20 protein-coding genes and 3 tRNA genes are annotated in these 18,901 nt (G+C 64.9%); 16 read left to right on the plus strand and 7 right to left on the minus strand.

Annotated elements, in window-relative coordinates:
* Positions 1–159 precede the first annotated feature (159 nt).
* From ACCQ03_RS09115 to fdxA, 5 genes are all read left to right on the plus strand, one after another.
* Complete coding sequence (locus ACCQ03_RS09115; RefSeq protein ID WP_057679917.1) at positions 160–792, plus strand: 2-dehydro-3-deoxy-6-phosphogalactonate aldolase; 633 nt, start codon at positions 160–162, stop codon at positions 790–792.
* A complete protein-coding gene (gene dgoD / locus ACCQ03_RS09120; protein ID WP_057679916.1) occupies positions 789–1,937 on the plus strand; it encodes a galactonate dehydratase in 1,149 nt (382 codons plus the stop codon). The genes ACCQ03_RS09115 and dgoD overlap by 4 nt, the downstream gene beginning before the upstream one ends.
* Positions 1,931–2,842 (plus strand): SMP-30/gluconolactonase/LRE family protein, encoded by a 912-nt coding sequence (locus ACCQ03_RS09125; RefSeq protein ID WP_209226303.1) that lies wholly within the window; start codon positions 1,931–1,933, stop codon positions 2,840–2,842. The genes dgoD and ACCQ03_RS09125 overlap by 7 nt, the downstream gene beginning before the upstream one ends.
* Positions 2,839–3,717, plus strand: a complete 879-nt coding sequence (locus ACCQ03_RS09130; RefSeq protein WP_209226306.1) for a 2-dehydro-3-deoxygalactonokinase — start codon at positions 2,839–2,841, stop codon at positions 3,715–3,717. Before ACCQ03_RS09125 ends, ACCQ03_RS09130 begins: the two co-directional genes overlap by 4 nt.
* A gap of 83 nt (positions 3,718–3,800) precedes the next feature.
* Positions 3,801–4,124: a ferredoxin FdxA gene (gene fdxA / locus ACCQ03_RS09135; RefSeq protein ID WP_003481917.1), complete on the plus strand. Its 324-nt coding sequence runs from the start codon at positions 3,801–3,803 to the stop codon at positions 4,122–4,124.
* A gap of 131 nt (positions 4,125–4,255) precedes the next feature.
* On the opposite strand, the gene ACCQ03_RS09140 is transcribed toward fdxA, so the two are convergent.
* Both ACCQ03_RS09140 and dapA read right to left on the minus strand, forming a co-directional pair.
* A complete protein-coding gene (locus tag ACCQ03_RS09140; RefSeq protein ID WP_209226311.1) occupies positions 4,256–4,774 on the minus strand; it encodes a hypothetical protein in 519 nt (172 codons plus the stop codon).
* Between the two features lie 16 nt (positions 4,775–4,790).
* A complete protein-coding gene (dapA, locus tag ACCQ03_RS09145) occupies positions 4,791–5,699 on the minus strand; it encodes a 4-hydroxy-tetrahydrodipicolinate synthase (protein WP_209226315.1) in 909 nt (302 codons plus the stop codon).
* Positions 5,700–5,792: 93 nt separating this feature from the next.
* Between dapA and ACCQ03_RS09150 the strand changes: the two genes are divergently transcribed.
* From ACCQ03_RS09150 to ACCQ03_RS09195, 10 genes are all read left to right on the plus strand, one after another.
* Positions 5,793–6,419 (plus strand): glycine cleavage system transcriptional repressor, encoded by a 627-nt coding sequence (locus tag ACCQ03_RS09150; protein ID WP_002813792.1) that lies wholly within the window; start codon positions 5,793–5,795, stop codon positions 6,417–6,419.
* Between the two features lie 11 nt (positions 6,420–6,430).
* Positions 6,431–6,781, plus strand: a complete 351-nt coding sequence (locus tag ACCQ03_RS09155; RefSeq protein WP_003481909.1) for a ribonuclease E inhibitor RraB — start codon at positions 6,431–6,433, stop codon at positions 6,779–6,781.
* A 37-nt stretch (positions 6,782–6,818) separates the two neighbouring features.
* Positions 6,819–7,301, plus strand: coding sequence for a peroxiredoxin (locus ACCQ03_RS09160; protein ID WP_057679911.1), 483 nt, complete (start codon positions 6,819–6,821; stop codon positions 7,299–7,301).
* 82 nt (positions 7,302–7,383) lie between these two features.
* A complete protein-coding gene (locus ACCQ03_RS09165; RefSeq protein ID WP_017155124.1) occupies positions 7,384–8,781 on the plus strand; it encodes a PhoH family protein in 1,398 nt (465 codons plus the stop codon).
* Positions 8,781–9,263: a hypothetical protein gene (locus ACCQ03_RS09170; RefSeq protein WP_150145839.1), complete on the plus strand. Its 483-nt coding sequence runs from the start codon at positions 8,781–8,783 to the stop codon at positions 9,261–9,263. The genes ACCQ03_RS09165 and ACCQ03_RS09170 overlap by 1 nt, the downstream gene beginning before the upstream one ends.
* 5 nt (positions 9,264–9,268) lie before the next feature.
* Entirely contained in the window at positions 9,269–9,940 is a 672-nt protein-coding gene (locus tag ACCQ03_RS09175) for a YoaK family protein (protein ID WP_209226318.1), read from the plus strand.
* 37 nt (positions 9,941–9,977) lie between these two features.
* Positions 9,978–10,787 (plus strand): bifunctional hydroxymethylpyrimidine kinase/phosphomethylpyrimidine kinase, encoded by an 810-nt coding sequence (gene thiD / locus ACCQ03_RS09180; protein ID WP_057679909.1) that lies wholly within the window; start codon positions 9,978–9,980, stop codon positions 10,785–10,787.
* Positions 10,784–11,665, plus strand: coding sequence for an alpha/beta hydrolase family protein (locus ACCQ03_RS09185; RefSeq protein ID WP_057679908.1), 882 nt, complete (start codon positions 10,784–10,786; stop codon positions 11,663–11,665). The genes thiD and ACCQ03_RS09185 overlap by 4 nt, the downstream gene beginning before the upstream one ends.
* Positions 11,666–11,705: 40 nt before the next feature.
* Positions 11,706–11,782: transfer RNA gene (locus ACCQ03_RS09190), tRNA-Arg, on the plus strand.
* A 95-nt stretch (positions 11,783–11,877) separates the two neighbouring features.
* Positions 11,878–11,954 (plus strand) — tRNA-Arg (locus ACCQ03_RS09195).
* A gap of 159 nt (positions 11,955–12,113) precedes the next feature.
* Here ACCQ03_RS09195 and ACCQ03_RS09200 read toward each other — a convergent pair.
* Both ACCQ03_RS09200 and ACCQ03_RS09205 read right to left on the minus strand, forming a co-directional pair.
* The gene (locus tag ACCQ03_RS09200) at positions 12,114–13,106 is read right to left on the minus strand and encodes a DedA family protein/thiosulfate sulfurtransferase GlpE (protein WP_150145836.1); all 993 of its coding nucleotides are present in this window, start codon (positions 13,104–13,106) and stop codon (positions 12,114–12,116) included.
* A gap of 44 nt (positions 13,107–13,150) precedes the next feature.
* The gene (locus ACCQ03_RS09205) at positions 13,151–14,095 is read right to left on the minus strand and encodes a LysR substrate-binding domain-containing protein (RefSeq protein ID WP_209226324.1); all 945 of its coding nucleotides are present in this window, start codon (positions 14,093–14,095) and stop codon (positions 13,151–13,153) included.
* A gap of 133 nt (positions 14,096–14,228) precedes the next feature.
* On the opposite strand from ACCQ03_RS09205, the gene ACCQ03_RS09210 reads away from it, so the two are divergent.
* A complete protein-coding gene (locus ACCQ03_RS09210) occupies positions 14,229–14,930 on the plus strand; it encodes a pirin family protein (RefSeq protein WP_057678228.1) in 702 nt (233 codons plus the stop codon).
* Positions 14,931–15,344: 414 nt separating this feature from the next.
* Here the strand turns inward: ACCQ03_RS09210 and ACCQ03_RS09215 are convergent, their stop codons facing one another.
* From ACCQ03_RS09215 to csrA, 3 genes are all read right to left on the minus strand, one after another.
* A complete protein-coding gene (locus tag ACCQ03_RS09215) occupies positions 15,345–17,303 on the minus strand; it encodes a methyl-accepting chemotaxis protein (RefSeq protein ID WP_150147602.1) in 1,959 nt (652 codons plus the stop codon).
* 1,195 nt (positions 17,304–18,498) lie between these two features.
* A tRNA-Ser gene (locus ACCQ03_RS09220) sits at positions 18,499–18,591 on the minus strand.
* 83 nt (positions 18,592–18,674) lie between these two features.
* On the minus strand, positions 18,675–18,887 hold the full coding sequence (csrA, locus tag ACCQ03_RS09225; RefSeq protein ID WP_003481884.1) for a carbon storage regulator CsrA: 213 nt from the start codon (positions 18,885–18,887) through the stop codon (positions 18,675–18,677).
* Positions 18,888–18,901: the final 14 nt, after the last annotated feature.

Genomic DNA, 18,901 nt, shown 5'->3' on the forward strand with positions numbered 1-18,901 from the left:
CTCCCCCACCGCCGGAATCCATCGCCTTCGTCGTCACGCGTTCTCCTGCGATGGTGCGCGTCGGCCGTCATGCCACGACCCGCCGTCGCGCAGCCTCCCCCGACATCGCCAGCCACCCGGCCGCCAACCGCCGCTTTCCGCTCTATCGCGAGTAACCGCATGACTTCAGATATCACCGCCAGCCCGTTCGTCCTGCCCCTGGTCGCCATCCTGCGCGGCATCACGCCGGAGGAGACGCTCGACCATGTCGGCGCACTGATCGACGCCGGCTTCGATGCGATCGAAATCCCGCTCAACTCGCCGCGCTGGGAGCAGAGCATCGCGCTGGCGCAACGGACCTATGGCGAGCGCGCCTGGATCGGTGCCGGCACCGTGTTGCGCAACGAAGATGTCGACACCCTGGCCGAGATCGGCGCGCGCTTCATCGTCACCCCCAACACGCGGCCGTCGCTGATCCGTCATGCGGTATCGCGCGGTCTGACCGTGGTGGCGGGTTTCGCCACCGCCAGCGAGGCGTTCGACGCCATCGACGCCGGCGCCACCATCCTCAAGCTGTTCCCGGCAGCGACCTATGGCGCGGCGCATGTGCGCGCGCTGCGCTCGGTGCTGCCCACGCACATCCCGGTCTACGTGGTGGGCGGCGTCAGCCCGCAGACCCTGGCCGGCTTCATTGCCCAGGGCGCGGCCGGTGCCGGCATCGGTGGCGAACTGTACAAACCAGCGCAATCCCTCCAAACAACCCAAACCCACGCACGCGCCTTCGTGCAGGCCTACCAGGAACTGCAAGGATGAAGATCACCCGCCTCACCACCTACCACGCCGCGCCACGCTGGCTGTTCCTCAAGGTCGAGACCGACGAGGGCATCACCGGGTGGGGAGAGCCGGTCATCGAAGGACGCGCACGTTCGGTGGAGGCCGCCGTGCACGAACTGGCCGGCTATGTGGTCGGCAAGGATCCGGCGCGCATCAACGACCTGTGGCAAACCCTGTACCGCGCCGGCTTCTATCGTGGCGGCGCGATCCTGATGAGCGCCATCGCCGGCATCGACCAGGCGTTATGGGACATCAAGGGCAAGACGCTGGGCGTGCCGGTGTACGAGCTGCTGGGCGGGCTGGTGCGCGATCGCATGAAGACCTACCGCTGGGTCGGCGGCGACCGCCCGGGCGCCATCATCCAGCAGATCACCGACTACCGCGCGCTGGGCTTTGACACCTTCAAGTTCAACGGTACCGAAGAAATGAAGCTGATCGACAGCGCGCGCGCCGTCGATGCGGCGGTGGTCAAGGTGGCCGAAATCCGCGAAACCTTCGGCAACAGCATCGACTTCGGCATCGACTTCCACGGCCGTGTCGGCGCGCCGATGGCCAAGGCACTGCTGCGCGAGCTGGAACCGTTCAAGCCGTTGTTCGTCGAAGAACCGGTGCTGGCCGAACAGGCCGAGTATTACCCGCGCCTGGCCGCAAGTACCTCCATTCCGCTGGCGGCCGGCGAGCGCATGTTCTCGCGCTTCGAATTCAAGAACGTGCTGTGCGCCGGCGGTATCGGCATGGTGCAGCCGGACCTGTCGCATGCCGGCGGCATCACCGAATGCGTCAAGATCGCCGCGATGGCCGAAGCCTACGACGTCGGCTTCGCCCCGCACTGCCCGCTCGGCCCGATCGCACTCGCCGCGTGTCTGCACGTGGACTTCGTTTCGCACAACGCGGTGCTGCAGGAACAGAGCATCGGCATCCACTACAACGAAGGCGCGGACCTGCTCGACTACGTCATCAACAAAGACGATTTTCACTGCGTGGATGGCAGCATTGCGGCGCTGCCCAAACCCGGGCTCGGTGTGGAGATCGACGAAGAGATGCTCAAGCGCGCAAACGAAAATCCGCCCGACTGGCGCAACCCGGTGTGGCGCCACAGCGATGGCAGCATCGCCGAATGGTGAGCACGCCCGAACACACCGCCGTGCTGGCGGTCGACAGCCGCTGCACGCATGGCGAAGGCGTGTTGTGGTGCGAGCAGCGCCAGGCGCTGTACTGGGTCGACATCAGCGAAAAACGCCTGTGGCGGCATCATCCGTCCAGCGCGCAGACGCGCTACTGGACGCTGCCCGACCGACCCGGCTGCATCGGCCTGATGGACGACGGCCGCGTGCTTGTCGCACTGGCCAAGGCAATCGGCATTGTCGATCCGGACACCATCGAAGCAGACGCGCTGCCCTTCGAAAAGCTGGCCGACGTGGAAGCGGACAACCCGCTCACGCGCAGCAACGATGGTCGCGTCGACCGGCATGGCAACCTGGTGTTCGGCACCATGGACGAGCACGACAGCAAGGCCGCACGCGGTGCGTTCTACCAATTTTCGCTGAAGCACGGCTTGCGTGCCCTGCCGTTGCCGGGCGTTTCGATCCCCAATTCGATCTGCTTCAGCCTCGACGGCCGCACCATGTATTACTGCGATTCGGTGCGCCCGCAGATCCTGTGCTGCGATTACGACCCGCAGACGGCACAAACCAGCAAAACACGTGTGTTCACCACCCTCGATCGCGATGACGCCGAGCCGGACGGCTCGGTCATCGACAGCGAAGGCCACCTGTGGAATGCGCAATGGCGTGCGTCGCGGGTGGTGCGTTATCGCCCCGACGGCAGCGTGGAGCGCATCGTGCAGCTGCCGATCAAGCATCCTACCTGCAGCGCCTTCGGCGGCGCGGCACTGGATCGCCTGCACGTGATCAGCTCGCGCCTGGACCATAGCGCCGATGAGCTGGCCCGCATGCCCGAGGCCGGCAGCCTGTTCGCCTGCGATCTGGCCGTCGCCGGCCTGCCCGAAAACCGGGTAGCGGGCGCGTGATCGCCATCGACTGGGGCACCAGCAGCCTGCGCGGCTATCTGCTCGATGCCGACGGCACGGTCCGTGAACAGCGCCGCGGTAGCGACGGCATCCTGGCCTGCCAGGGCCGCTTCGACGACGTGCTGGCTGGCCTGATCGACGGCTGGGACGGCCCGCTGCTGCTCTCGGGCATGATCGGCAGCCGCAATGGCTGGGTCGAGCAACCTTACCTGCCCTGCCCGGCCGACACCGCCGCGCTCGCCCAGGCGATGCGCTGCTACGACGCCTTGTTGCCGGGCCGCGCACTGTGGTTCGTGCCCGGCGTCAGCAGCGGCGAACAGGCCGGCGTGCCCGATGTGATGCGTGGCGAAGAAACCCAACTGGTCGGGCTGATCGCCGCACTCGGCGACGGCGCGCATGTCGCCTGCCTGCCTGGCACGCACAGCAAATGGGCGCGGATCGACAACGGTCAGCTGACAGGCTTTGCGACGGTCATGACCGGCGAGTTGTACGCCGTGCTGCGTCAGCACAGCATCCTCGGCAAGCTGATGGACGACGATCATGCCGGGCTGGACGCTGACGCATTCCTGCAAGGTGTCGACCGCAGCAACGACCCCGGCGGCCTCAGCCACCACCTGTTCGGCACCCGCACGCTCGGCCTGTTCGAACGCCTGTCCTCCGCGGCGCTGCCGTCCTACCTCTCGGGCGTGCTGATCGGCCACGAACTGCGCGAGCACCGCGGCGGTCACGCCATCGTGCACCTGGTCGGCAGCCCTTCCTTGGCGCAACGCTACGCGTTGGCGCTGCAGCATCTGGGCATCGAAAGCCGGCAGCATCCGGAAGATCTGGCCGCGGCCGGGTTGCTCGCGCTGGCCAGGCAACGCGGACTGGCCTGACAGCCCGGCACCAAAAACGCCGACAACTCCACACCCATCACGCGACTGCTTTAGAATTGGAAGGCTAAACGCCGGATTCCGCCATGCCTTTTGTTGTCACCGAAAACTGCATCAAGTGCAAATACACCGACTGCGTCGAGGTTTGTCCGGTGGATTGCTTCCACGTCGGCCCGAACTTCCTGGTCATCGACCCGGACGAGTGCATCGACTGCACCCTGTGCGAGCCGGAATGCCCGGCCAACGCGATCTATCCCGAAGACGATGTGCCGGCGGGCCAGGAGGCCTTCGTGGCACTCAACGCCGAACTCGCCAAGGCCTGGCCCGTGCTGACCGTGCGCCAGGAGCCGGCGCCGGATGCTGCCGAATGGGATGGCAAGCCTAACAAGTTGCCGCTGCTGCAGCGTTGAGTTACGCGACCGGGTGCGGCCCGGAGCCACACCGCTGCACGCACCTCGCAATGCAGTTGCCATCGACTCCGCACTAATGCGAAACGGGCGCCCAGGGCGCCCGTTTCGCTATCCATCAAACCGAACCGGCCTCAGCCGCCCAGCTTGCTCTTCAGCAAGGAGATCACCGCCACCGGCGCGGCCGCCGTGGCCGGCATGCCGCGCGGGTCCACTGCCGACACATAGCTGCCCGCGTCGACCTTGACCACGCGCACCAGGAAGCTGGAACCCTCGTAGCTCACGTCGTAGGAGCCCAGCATCTGCGCCTTGCTGGCAATGGTCAGGCCCGGGATATCGGCCAGTGCCGCGCCCACCTTGGCAAATACCTCGTCGCGCTCGCCCGGCACGGTGAAACCGCTGTTGGCGCTCGCCGACGGCGGCGTGTTGCTGTTCTGCTGCGTGGTGGAGGCCAGGGTCGGCACCTTCATCGCACCGGAGGTGTCGGGCAGGTTCAGATCCGGCGGCACTTCCAGCGGGCGGGCTTCCGGTGCCAGCGCATAGTCGCCGCGCGCGCCCTTGTGAAACCAGCTGCAACCGCTCGTGGCGGCGACGGTGGCGGTCGCCAGCAACGCGAGCGACAGCACGCGGACGGGGGAAACGGAATGACGCATCGATAGATCTCCTGGGTCAGGCCGCGAGCATTTCGCGGCTGGAAAGTGCTTCCAACGCAATGGCGTCGGCGGCAAGGCGGTCGGCGGCAGGCTGGTGCGCCGCAGAAAGAGGCAGCAGCGGCAAGCGCAGGCCGTGACCGATCCCGGCGCGCTGCAGCAGCGCCTTGACCGGGATGGGATTGGATTCGATGCCGCAGAAGCTGTGGTATTCGCTCAGCCGCGCGTCCCAGGCAGTGGCAGCATCGCGCTGGCCGTCGCGGGCCAGATCGCACAGGCGCCGGTACGCCGCCGGCAAGACGTTGGAGGCCACCGAGATCAGCCCGGCAGCGCCGGACAACATCGCGTGCGCCGCGCTGCCATCGTCGCCGCTGAGCACTGCAAAACTGTCGCTGCGCAGCGCCACCAGCGCGGCGACGCGCTCGGGCTCGCTACGCGCTTCCTTGATGGCGACGATGTTCGGATGACCCACCAGCTCGGCCACCGTCTCCGGCAACAAGTCGCAACCAGTACGGCCCAGCACGTTGTACAGCACCACCGGCAGGCCGCCTTCGTTGGCCACCGCCAGGAAGTGCGCCTTCAAGCCGGCCTGGGTCGGACGCACGTACGGCGGCGTGACCACCAGCGCGTACTGCGCGCCCAGCGCCGCAGCGCGACGGGTTTGCGCAATGGTCTTCGCCGTCCCGGACAAGCCGGTGCCGGCCAGCACCGGCACACGGCCGGCCACCTGTGCCACCGCCGCGCGCAGCAGCGTGTCGTATTCGTCGTCGCTCAATGCCGCCGCTTCGCCGGTGGAGCCGGCAACCACGATTCCCTGCACGCCACCGTGCAACTGCTGCTCCAGCAGCCGCCGCCAGGCATCCAGGTCGAGTGCGCCATCGGGACCGAAGGGGGTCGCCAGCGCGGTGATGATGCCGGAAAGGGACAAGATTCTGCTGCTCTTACGTGACAGGAAAAGGCCCGCGCGCACGCGGGTTGCGACCGCCTGCATGTTACTTGCGGCGCGAAACCACGGGCAAGTATGCTGGTCACCGCCAGGGCGCCTGCCCGGGCGGCCATTCAGCCTGATGCAATGCCGGAAGCCCCTTTGACCGACTCTACACCCCGGCCTTCGCCGACCGAAAATCACCTCCTGATCAACGCCTACACGACGCATCCGGAGTCCCCCCTGTTGCCCGTCACTCGCCGCATCGCCGACAGCGGCTGCAATCTCGTGGACGCCCGTCTGGCAACGGTGGGGCGCGACGTCTCGGTCACCGCACTGGCCACCGGCTCCTGGGATTCGGTCGCCAAGCTCGAAGCCATGCTGACCCGGCTCGAACGCGAAGAAGGACTGAAACTGGTGTGGTACCGCACCGGCCCCAAGCAGACCCAGTCCAACCTGCTGCCCTACATCGTCGAAGTGATCGCCGCCGACAAGCCGGGCATCCTGTTCCAGCTCGCCGATTTCTTCGACCGCCAGGGCATCACCATCGAAAACCTGCAGAGCACGCGCTACCGCGCCATGCAGACCGGTGCGGAGATGTTTTCGGCGCAGGTGACGATCGGCGTGCCGGCCAACATGCACATCGCCGCATTGCGCGATGATTTCCTGGAATTCTGTGATCACCTCAATCTCGACGCGATCATGGATCCGATGAAGTTCTAAGGCACCCATCAATGGCCATCGCGATCTCTGCGCTAAAACAGATGTTCGACCACATCCGCTCCGAGACCGATTGGAATCTCGACGGCCCGCTGCGCTGGGAATACTTCTTCGCCGATCCTGCGCAGGAGCCGCTGCAGAAGCTCGCCGAGCAACTGACCCAGGACGGCTATCGCGTCATCGACATCTTCCTCGGCGAACGCGACGAAGACGATGGCGATGACGAAGAGTCGTACTTCCTGCATGTGGACAAGAAGGAACACCACACCATCGAGTCGCTGAATCAGCGCAATGCGCAGTTCGACGCACTTGCCAAACGCTTCCATGTGGCTGCTTATGATGGGATGGACGTCGGCCCGGCATGACCGCGCCGTACGCCCCTCCACTTTGGGCTGAGCAACGATGACCGACGCTGTGCTGGAATTACCCGCTGCAACCTTCGATCTGCCGCTGGCGCTGTCCGGCGGCACCCAGACCACCCTGCGCGAGCATGCCGGCAAATGGCTGGTACTGTACTTCTACCCGAAGGACAGCACGCCCGGCTGCACCACCGAAGGCCTGGACTTCAACGCGCTGCTGCCGCAGTTCAAAAAGGCCGGTGCGATGGTGTTGGGGGTTTCGCGCGATTCGGTGAAGTCGCACGACAACTTCTGCGCCAAGCAAGGCTTCACCTTCCCGTTGATCAGCGACAGCGATGAAGCGCTATGCCGCGCCTTCGACGTGATCAAGGAAAAGAACATGTACGGCAAGCAGGTGCTCGGCATCGAGCGCAGCACCTTCCTGCTCTCGCCCGAGGGGCGCATCGTGCAGCAATGGCGCAAGGTCAAGGTGGCCGGCCATGCCGAGGCCGTGCTGGCCGCGTTGAAGGCGCACGCCAAACAGTGACACCCCTCGCTTCCCGCGTCCTCCATCACCCTGCCCCGGCAGGCGTGGTGGCTCGCCCCTGCTCCATCACTTGGAAGACCCAATGACCCGAGGCAAGCGCATCTACGTGCTGGACACCAACGTGCTGATGCACGATCCCACCGCGCTGTTCAAGTTCGAGGAACACGATGTGTTCCTGCCGATGCAGGTGATCGAGGAGCTCGACAACGCCAAGAAGGGCACCTCAGAAGTCAGCCGCAATGCACGCCAGGTCAGCCGGTTCCTGGACGAATTGCTGGAAAACACCAACGCCGAGCAGATCCAGGCCGGCATCCTGCTCAGCCATCCGCAGGGCATCCAGCTCAAGGGCCAGGCCGCGATCGGCCGGCTGTTTTTCCAGATCAAGCCGATCGATCCGGGCCGCACCTTCGGCGAAATGCTGCCGGACAACAAGATCCTGGCCTCGGTGCTGGCGCTGCGCGAAGAAAACCCGGATGTGCCGGTCATCCTGGTGTCCAAGGACATCAACCTGCGTATCAAGGCCTATATCAGCGGCCTGGTCGCCGAGGACTATCAGAACGACCGTGCGCTGGACGATTTCAGCCTGCTGTTCACCGGCGCCATCGAACTGCCGGAAGACTTCTGGCAGAAGCACAACGAAGATCTGCGCAGCTGGAACGAGCGCGGCCGCACCCATTACGAAATCGTCCTGGCCGAGGATGAAGACTGGTATCCGAACCAATACCTGTACCTGCCCGGCGAAGATGAAGTGGAGCTGCGCGTGGCCAAGGTGGGCGGCGGCAAGGCCACCTTGTGCCTGGTCGACGATTTCCGCAGCGGGCCGCATGCGGTCTGGGGCATCGTGGCACGCAACCGCGAGCAGAATTTCGCGCTCAACGCGCTGATGGACCCGGAAATCGACTTCGTGACCCTGCTCGGCACCGCCGGCACCGGCAAGACCCTGCTCGCACTGGCTGCCGGCCTGGCGCAGACCATGGACCAGCAGCGTTACCGGGAAATCATCATGACCCGCGCCACCGTCAGCGTGGGCGAAGACATCGGCTTCCTGCCCGGCACGGAAGAAGAAAAGATGACCCCGTGGATGGGCGCACTGACCGACAATCTGGAAGTGCTCACGCACAACCAGGAAGGCGGCTCGTGGGGCCGTGCGGCCACCAACGACCTGCTCGCCAGTCGCATCAAGATCCGCTCGATGAACTTCATGCGCGGCCGCACCTTCCTGTCGCGCTACCTGATCCTGGACGAGGCGCAGAACCTCACGCCCAAGCAGATGAAGACGCTGATCACCCGTGCCGGCCCCGGCACCAAGATCGTGTGCCTGGGCAACGTCGAACAGATCGACACCCCCTACCTCACCGAAACCACGTCGGGGCTGACCTACGCGGTGGATCGCTTCAAGGCCTGGCCGCACAGCGCGCATATCACGCTGCGTCGCGGCGAGCGCTCGCGTCTGGCCGACTTCGCGTCGGAGGTGTTGTGATGCGCGCATATCGCGGCGCGTTGGCGCTCGCGGTGATCGCGCTGGCCGGCTGCGCCAGCACGCAGGGGCCAGCCAGCGTGCCGACCAATCTCAAGAATGGCCAGTCCTGGATCATCACCCGGCAGAGCGTGGCCGAGCAGGTGTTGCAGACCTGCTCGCGCGACAGCCCGGCGCAGCATCCCGGCCAGATCAGCGGCTATTGGGCGCCGAGCCATCAGCAAATCGAACAGCTCGAAGCGCGGCAGGATGCGTTGACGCCCACCGTTGCCGAGCCGCGCGAGTTCGACCGCCAATACGTGGGTGTGGTGATCCAGGGCCAGCAGTTGATCTACATCAACGCGTTCAAGCTCCCCAACGACCCGCCGGTGAAACCGGCGCGGGAAGCGATCCAGGTCTGCGACGGCGGCAGCATGTTCTGGGGTGCGCTGTACGACCCGCAGACCGGCGCGTTTTCGCAGATCGCGATCAACGGCAGCCCCTGACCCGAGTGGGAATCCTGCTGCCGCGCTGGGTCTGGATTGGCGCGGTGGCATTGTCGGCCGTGGCCGGCATGGTCAACGTGGTGGGCTACCTGGGCTCCGAGCACCAGGTGGTCAGCCACCTCACCGGCACGACCAGCCTGCTTGGCGTGGCCCTGGCGCAAGACGCCGCCCCGGATATTGGCTTTCTCTGCGGCATCCTCATCGCCTTCTGCGCAGGCGCCATGCTCAGCGGACTGATCATCGAGGACGCTGTCTTGCGGCTTGGACAGCGCTACGGCGCGGCGCTGATGCTCGAGGCGCTGCTGTTGCTGGGCGCGACTGCGCTGTTCAAGTTGCATCATGTCGGCGGCGTCCTGTGTGCCGCCGGTGCCTGCGGCCTGCAGAATGCGATGGCGACCACCCTCAGCGGTGCAGCTGTGCGCACTACGCATTTGAGCGGCATGTTCACCGACCTGGGCATCGGCCTCGGGCACCTGCTGCGCGGGCGCCCGCTGCAGCTGCGCCGCCTCACGCTGAGCGCACTGATCATCAGCGGCTTTCTCGCTGGCAGCATCCTCGGTACCTTGCTGTTCCAGCGCTGGCAGTACGACGCGCTCTACCTGCCCGCCAGCCTCACCGGATTGACCGGCGCCGGTTATGTCACCTACCTGCGATGGCGCCGCTGGCGCACAGGATGATGCGCACATCCTCCGGCCAGCAGTGCAGAATCGCCACATGACTACGCCCAGTACGCTGTCTGCATTGAGCATCGCCGGCTCCGACTCCGGCGGGGGCGCCGGTATCCAGGCCGACCTCAAGACCTTCGCCGCGCACCGCGTGCACGGGTTGTCGGCGATTACCGCATTGACCGCGCAACACACCCGCGCCGTCACCGCCGTGCATCTTCCACCACTGCCCTTTCTGCAGGCGCAGGTGGACGCCTGCTTTGCCGATTTCCAGATCCAGGCGGTCAAACTCGGCATGCTGGCCAATGCCGAGGTCATTCATTGCGTGGCCGACCTGCTTGAGCGATATCGTCCGCCGTTCGTGGTGCTCGATCCGGTGATGGTGTCCACCAGCGGCGCGCGCCTGCTCGAAGATGCGGCACTGGATGCGCTACGCACGCGCTTGCTGCCGCTGACCACCCTGGTCACCCCCAACACGCCCGAAGCCGAGCTACTGACCGGCCGCCGCATCGACAGCGCCGACGCCGCCGAACATGCCACCGCCGCCTTGCTCGACCTGGGCGCCAACGCCGTGCTGCTCAAGGGCGGACACCTGCACGAAGGCGCACGCGTGCTCGACCGCTTCGATGACGGCGTGACCCAGGACGTGTTCATGCACCCGCGCCTGCAGGTCGATGCGCACGGCACCGGCTGCAGCCTGTCGGCAGCCATCGCCGCGCAGCTGTGCCAGGGCCTGTCGCTGCTCAATGCCTGCGAAGCGGCGATCGATTACGTTGCACGCGCTATCCGCCTGGGCCAACGCCCCGGCCACAGCGATGTGCTGGTGCTCGACCACTTCGGCGGCGCGCCCGGCGCATGAGCGTGCAGACCGATATCCTGCTCGCCAGCGCTGCGAATGGACATTGCTGGCAGGTTATCCGATGCGCGCCGCCGCACCCGACGACAACGCTGCTGTGGCTGCCTGCATTGGGCGTGGCAGCGCGGCATTACCAAGCCTTCGCACAGGCGCTCGCGTCCACCGGCGTTGCGGTGTATCTGCACGAATGGCGCGGCAATGGCAGCAGCACGCTGCGCCCGTCGCGGGAGCACGATTGGGGCTATCGCACGCTGCTTGCAGACGACCTTCCCGCCAGCCACGCCCTGCTCGCTATCCACGACCCGCAGCTGCCGCGCATGGTCGGTGGACACAGCCTCGGCGGCCAGCTCGCGTGCTGCTACGCGGCACTGCATCCGGCGCAATTCGCACAGCTCTGGCTGGTGGCCAGCGGCTCGCCGTACTGGCGCAATTTTCCCGTGCCGATGCGTTACGGCCTGCCCTTGGCGTTTTGGTTGTTGCCGTGGCTGGCGCGCAGGCAGGGCGTGCTGCACGGGCGCAAGCTCGGTTTTGGCGGCACGGAAGCACGCAGCCTGATTGCCGATTGGGCACAGGTCGGCCGCAGCAATCGCTATCGCGCGGCAGGCGCGCCGTGGGATCTGGAACAGGCACTGGGCCAACTGCGCGTGCCGATCCGCGCAGTGACCCTTGCGCGCGACACGTGGGGCCCGGCAGGTGCGCTGCACGCATTACTCGACAAGATGCCGCAGGCACACCCACACCATGTGCGATTGGACGATGTGCAACTCGGCACACGCAGCGATCATTTCGCCTGGATGAAAACGCCTGCGGCCGTGGTCGCTGCGCTGCGTAGCGCGCCTGACCACGGCCGCAACGACGCCGGAATTTCACAAAGGGATTGACGTGCCCGTCGCTCATCCGCATAATTCCGCTCCTGACGAGGCGCCCGTAGCTCAGTTGGATAGAGTACCTGGCTACGAACCAGGCGGTCGGGAGTTCGAATCTCTCCGGGCGCACCATCCTCAGAACAAGAAGAAGACAGCACGCACGCGCTGCTTTCCAGTTAAAAAGATCCGATCGCCCTGCGTCAGATCTGCGAGTCAAAACAAGATATGCGCCCGTAGCTCAGTTGGATAGAGTACCTGGCTACGAACCAGGCGGTCGGGAGTTCGAATCTCTCCGGGCGCACCAATCTTGAAGAAAAACGACCAGCTTGCTGGTCTTTTTTTTGCCCGTCGTTTTGCCGAAGCAGGCGATGGCGCGCATTGCGGTGTGTCATTCCATCGGGCGATGCCGATCTTTCAGCCAAACGCTCGCCGAGCGTCAGCACAGGCACCGCACCCAGTGCAATCAGGCCGTGGCAGCAGCCGCGTTCGTGTCGGCAACCACTGTCATCGGCACCAGCGATGTCACCGGATGCCCGGCATCGCGCCATGCATCCAGGCCACCCAATAGCGGCCGCACATCGCGGTACCCGTGCTCGCGCATCCGCGCGGCCAGCCATGCTGCAGACACTTCGTCCGGACACGCGCAGTAGATCACCACACTGCGATCGCGCGGCACGCTGGCGAGGATCTGCGCCAGCTGGCGCTCGTCGGCGAACACGGCGCCGGGAATCGTGTATGGCTGCAACTGGCGATAACCCGGGGCGCGGATATCCAGCACGGTCGGCCGCAGGCTTTCTTCGCCATCCAGCAACGGCACCAGCTCCTCTACCGCGATGCGCGCATGCTCCAGCGATCGCAACAGGCTCTGCCGTCGCCACCAGCGCCAACCGACATAGCCGGCCAGCAACGCGGCCAAGACCACGATCGCGCCCGAGCCAAGTTCGGACAGCAAGGCGAGCACGTCCTGCACCTGACGCGCGAACACAGCACCCACACTTAAGCCGACCAATGCCCACAACGATGCACCGAAGGCGTCGTATCGCAGGAACGCCGCAGGACGTACCCGCATTGCCCCGGCCATCGGCACCGAGACCATCGACAAGCCCGGCACGAACTTGGCCACTGCCAGCACGCGCACGCCCCAGCGCGAAAAGAAGCGCTCGGTCTGCTTCATGCAGCTGTCGCGCGACAGCGACAGCCGACACAGCGACTGCAAGGTGCGGTTACCGAAGCGGCGACCGGCCAGATACCAGACCAGATCGCCCAAAAGACTTGCCGCGACAGACACCGCCAACGCCGCAAGCCCGGCCAGCCAGGCATCGCCGCCCCCTTGCAACGCATAGCTGGCGCCGACCAGCACCAGGGTCGGCAATGCTGGCACCGGCAGCCCGAGCGACAACGCCAGCACGTTGGCGAACACCAGCGCCAATCCGTACTGTTCGATCAAGCCTTGCATGCGACAACCCTGCGCGACGGCGGGCCACCATTATCCGCCTTCCGTCACAGCGGCGACTGCCCGGCAGCGACGGAACGATACGTTGCGGCCAAGGCCTGCAACCAGCGCTCGAACAGGCCCTCGCTGCGCAAGGCGCGTCGCCACCAACTCAAGGCCTCTCCTTCTTCGCCCGGCCGCCACGCCAGATAAAAGGTTTCGTCGGGTTTGCGGGTGTCCACCTGCACCTCGCGTAGCCGTCCCTCCAGCAGCGCTCCGCGCGCATACGGTTCGGGCAGAAAGCCGTAGCCGGCGCCGGCCAGTTGCAGCAGCAGCTTGGTCTGCATGTCGGGCACGGTGAGCACATCGCGCCCGGAGAGCAGCCCGACCGTGCGCGGCAGCAGGCGCCGAGCCGAGTCCGCCACGGCGATCGCACGGTATTCGGCCAGCTCCGCCGCGCCCAACAGGCCGGCATCCGCTAGCGGGTACGTGGATGCCACGGCAAATACGAACCGCAACGTGCCGATCGGCTCGGCCACATAGCCGCCGCCACTGGGCCCCTCGCCCGCCGCCACGACCAGGTCCACGCGCCTGTCCAGCAGCGCCTCCCAACTGCCCGACAACGACTCGCTCAGCACGCGCAGCCGCGTGCTGTCGGCCACGGCGTAGAAGTCCAGGATCTGCGGCTGCAGCAGGGCCGCAGGCAGCACCGCATCCAGCCCGATCGCAAAATCCGATTCCCAGCCGGAGGCGACCCGCCGCACCCGCACCTCCAGCTCTTGCGCGGCACGCAGCAGGTGGCGCCCCTCGCGCAACAGCTCGCGGCCAGCCTGGGTCGGCGTGGCCTTGGGCCCCACCCGCTCGAACAGCTGCACACCCAGTTCCTCTTCCAGTTTGGACACCGTGTAGGAAATCGTCGAAGGCACCTTGAACAGCACCTTGGCTGCGCCAGCGAACGAGCCACGCCGGTCGATGGCATCCAGGATTTGCAGCGCTTCCAGGCTGATTTTCATTGTTCGAAATTTTCGATGATAGCGGCCAAATCTACTCGCTTTTCGCGCCGGATGCAGAGGCGGAGACTACGCATCAAGCCGCTGGACACCGAGTCGCCCAGCGCCAATTCCGAATCTTTCCAGGAGAAGCAGCATGTTGAATGTCCGCAAGAGCGAAACCCGTGGCCGCGCCGAACATGGCTGGCTGTCCTCGCGCCACACCTTCTCCTTTGCCAGCTATCACGATCCGCGCCATATGGGCGTTGGCCCACTGCGGGTGATCAACGAGGACAAGGTGCAACCGGGCGAAGGCTTCGGCACCCACGCACATCGCGACATGGAGATCATTTCCTATGTCCTGGGCGGCGCACTGGAACACAAGGACAGCATGGGCACCGGCTCGGTCCTGCATTATGGCGACGTGCAGCGGATGAGCGCCGGCAGCGGCGTGACGCACAGCGAGTTCAATCACTCGGCCAGCGAGCCCGTGCACTTCCTGCAGATCTGGGTGATGCCCGAGCGTGCCGGCATCGAGCCAAGCTACGAAGAAAAGCACTTCGATGCCGACAGCAAACGTAACCAGTTGCGCCTGATCGCCTCGCCAAGCGGTGACGACGGCTCCCTGCGCCTGCACCAGGACGCACGCCTGTATGCCTCGATCCTGGATGGCCAGGCGCGTCTGCAGCAGCCGCTGGCCGCAGGCCGCATCGGCTACGTGCAGGTGGCCCGCGGCAGCCTGAGCGTCAACGGGCAGGCGCTGTCGGCTGGCGACGCGGTGCAGATCGTCGGCGAGCCAGAAATCGTACTGGCCGATGCACGCGATGCCGAAGTCCTGGTGTTCGACCTGCCCAAGTAAGCATCCAAGACTGGATGGATGGCGTACCTGCGCGGGATTGGTGTGCGATGCGCTGGTCAGTGCCGAAACAGACAAAGCCCGCTCATGCGGGCTTTGTCTTGTGCATCGTCTCTTCGTCACTGACCCGCCGTGACGTGTCAGTTCATGCCACGTGGCCGACACCCTGCAGCTCGGCACCCAAGATCCGCGGCACGGAAGATGCGATTCGTAACTGCGCTCCGCACTCTGCGATATGTGAGTGCCACTCGTCGCTCGCCGCATCAATGCGAGCGCCTGTATGTCATCGCAGCGGCGCTGATGGCACCGAATGCCTCAGCACCGCAGGTTCGGCACTTGCGCCGAAATCCAGTACAAGAAAGTTGCAAGATCTGAGGGGATATCACGATGTCGCGTACGCGACGCCGTGAACCATCATCACGCCACCTTCGCTGTCGCGCGCCGCGCAGCCTGCGCATCGACCTGCACTGGCGCGCGATCTGCCCCGCCATCCGCATCGCCATTGACCAAGGCGAACAGCGCATCCGCATCGCCTTCCAGCACGCGCGCCGAACGCGCCAGGTCGCCTACCATCTGCGCCTGGTCGCGCGCCTGCACGCCGATCGACTGCAACGCGGTGTTGGCGCTGGAAATGTCCAGCGCCTGATCATGGCTGGCGGCGGCGATCTGCTCCACGGTCGCAGTGACGCGCAGGACCGACGTCACCATGTCCTGCATGACCACGCCGGCTTGCTCGGCCAGGCGCGAACCATCACCGACCTGATCGGTTGCGTTGTCGATCAAGGAGCGGATCTCCCTGGCCGACACGCTGCAGCGCTGCGCAAGGCTACGCACTTCGGTCGCCACCACCGCAAAACCGCGCCCCTGCTCGCCCGCACGCGCCGCCTCGACTGCAGCGTTCAGGGCCAGGATGTTGGTCTGAAACGCGATGCCGTCGATGACCTCGATGATCTGACCGATGCGATCGGTCGCCGAGCGGATGCCCGCGGTGGTCTTGACCACATCGGCAATGACGTCCGCGCCGCGCCGCGCCACCGTGGCCGAATCCTCGGCCATGCGCCGCGCCGAACCGGCATTCTCGGAATTGGCCCGCACCGTCGCGGCCAGTTGATCGATCGTGCTCGAGGTCTGCGCCACCGCAGCAGATTGCGTGGACACGCGACTGACCAGTTCCTGGTTGCTCACGGAAATATGGTGCGCCTCGCGCTGTACGTTCTGCGCGATGCTCATGGTCTGCAGCATCAAATCGCGCATCCGCTCGGCTGAACGCACCTGGTCGGTGACGTCGGTTGCGTATTTGACCACCTTGTACGGCCGCCCGGACACATCCAGGATCGGGTTATAGGACGCCTGGATCCACACCGCACTGCCATCCTTGCGCAGTCGGCGATAACGCCCCGCATCGAACTGGCCGCTTGCCAGCTTCGCCCAGAACTGCCGGTACTCACCGGATGCGCGGTAGGCCGCATCGATGAACACGCTGTGGTGTTGGCCGATTGCCTCGGCCGCCGAATACCCCATGATGTTCAGGAAGTTTTCGTTCGCACCGAGCACGTTGCCTTCCAGGTCGAACTCGATCACTCCCATGACCTTGTCGATCGCCCGGATACGCCCGTCCGCATCGGCCGAATCGATCACCTGGCGGGTCACGTCGGTGGCGTACTTGACCACCTTGTATGGGCGCCCGTGCTCGTCGAGCACGGGGTTGTAGGACGCCTGGATCCACACCACCCTGCCGTCCTTGCCGACGCGCCGATAGCGGCCCGCATCGAAGGCACCGCGCCCGAGCGAATCCCAGAATGCGCGATACGCAGCCGACTGGCGCGTGGCGGCATCGACGAACATGCCGTGGTGCTTGCCGCGAATCTCCTCGAGCCGATAGCCCATCACTTGCAAAAAGTTTTGGTTGGCTGCGAGCACCGTGCCGTCCAGCGAGAACTCGATGACGGCCATCACCTTGTCGATGGCATCGATACGCCCTTCGAAGTCGGCTGTCTGGCGGACCTGCGCAGTAATGTCGGTGGCGTACTTCACCACGCGATACGCCTTGCCGGATCGATCCAGCAACGGGTTGTAGGAGGCATTGATCCACACCTCGTTCCCGCGTTTATCCAGCCGGCAAAAGCGTCCGGCATTGAAGTCGCCGCGCCGCAGCCCCTCCCAGAAGTGCCGATAGCTTTCGCTGTCGCGATCTGCGGGCGTCACGAACATGCGGTGGTGCTGACCGACCACCTCGTCCAGCCGATACCCCATCAGGGCCAGGAAGTTCGAGTTTGCATCCAGAATGCGACCGTCCAGATCGAATTCGATCACCGCCATCACCCGGTCCACCGCTGCCACCTTGTGTTGCAGCCCGCGACCCCAAAAGGAGAACACACGTCCAAGCAGGTGCGATAGGCGCATCACGTCAACATCCGAGATATGGTTCACGTCCTTAGCGACCCATGCGCCGGTTACTTGACCCCCACCATGTGCCGCATCTAAAAGACGGTTCAGATGTAAGGCAGCGGCGACGCGCTCTAGCGCGAGGTGGTAATGGCATTCGCCCTGAATTCCTTCGCAGCATCCCGGGCAGACGGTCGAATGGGCGTAAGACCTCAATGGCTGCGCTGCCAACCTCGACTTACGAATAACGGCAGGTCTTTCACGCTGGCTCTTCGCCCCTGGTTCCGGTTCCTGGTGCTGGCTTTGACCCTTACGCCTTGAGGGTTCGCAGGAGTGGATTGGCGAAGCGAGGCTAGTGGCAGCAGCGACAGATCAATGCTCAATCTTGCGCGCGGAAACGCAGCACTTCCATTCGCCAGTCAACGCGCCCGTCAAGGCCGACAAGCATTACACCGTGCACCGCGGCGATCTGCGAGCGCAAACGGTGACAGCCCGGAGCGTCAAGATGCCATCCATACAAGGCTTTATCGCTCACGCCGATGCGCCTCGCTCGATACGTCATACGGCGCGCTGGCGTGCACGACAATTGCGTGCTGCCTCACCGCTTGCCTTGCGCACATACGTGCAAGCGCATGCCCACAACCATGCGAATGGAATGACACGCCGCAGAGATGCGCCGAGATCTGGGGACGGGCGGCGAGCAAACAAACAGGGCGCAACCTCGTCGCAACGCAACGCAACGCAACGCAACGCAACACAGAATCGCGCTACAGGCGCCCTAGCATGTCGCTATCGACGGTCGAGCGATGCGGGCAACACACGGACCTTCTCTCGCAACTCGCGTGCTTGAGATATGAGCTGGTGAGAGACGCGAAGATCGTGGCAAGCCTTCCGGCCCGCAGTCGAGCTCAGCGCCGCCCCTGCCTGAAGCGCTGTGGCCACTGACGACGCGCGCAGCGCGACACTTTCGCCGTACTCACTGCCGGCCTGAGCGCTGCCGGCCTGAGTGCGCCCACGGACGCGCTTGCATAGCCAGCTTCAGCACGTCCCGCGAATATCGCAGAAATCCGACCACGCTCCGAGCTGCTGTCCCAGCGGACGCGCTCAGGAAATATCGCCCTCTCGATAAATACAGACCACAAATAAAAACGCCCGCAAATCAAAGATTTGCGGGCGTCTAGAACACTGGCGGAGCGAGAGGGATTCGAACCCTCGATAGAGCTTTTGACCCTATACTCCCTTAGCAGGGGAGCCCCTTCAGCCGCTCGGGCATCGCTCCAGTTTTTGCTGCCTGCCGCGATATCCGTGGCAGGCCGCGAAGAATACCGGGTAAGAGGGGCTAACGTAAACCCTTGACAACGATCAATTCGAAGAATCGTCACCGTGATGTGCGCCGGAAGCGACCGGCTCATCCCCACGCTGGATGCGCTGATAGATTTCTTCGCGATGCACAGCCACATCCTTGGGTGCCGTGATACCGATACGCACCTGATTGCCCTTGACGCCGAGAACGGTCACGGTGACCGAGTCGCCGATCATCAAGGTTTCGCCTACCCGGCGAGTGAGGATCAACATTTTGCAAATCTCCT

The organism is Xanthomonas sp. NCPPB 3569 (assembly GCF_041475645.2).
Classification (GTDB): domain Bacteria; phylum Pseudomonadota; class Gammaproteobacteria; order Xanthomonadales; family Xanthomonadaceae; genus Xanthomonas; species Xanthomonas phaseoli.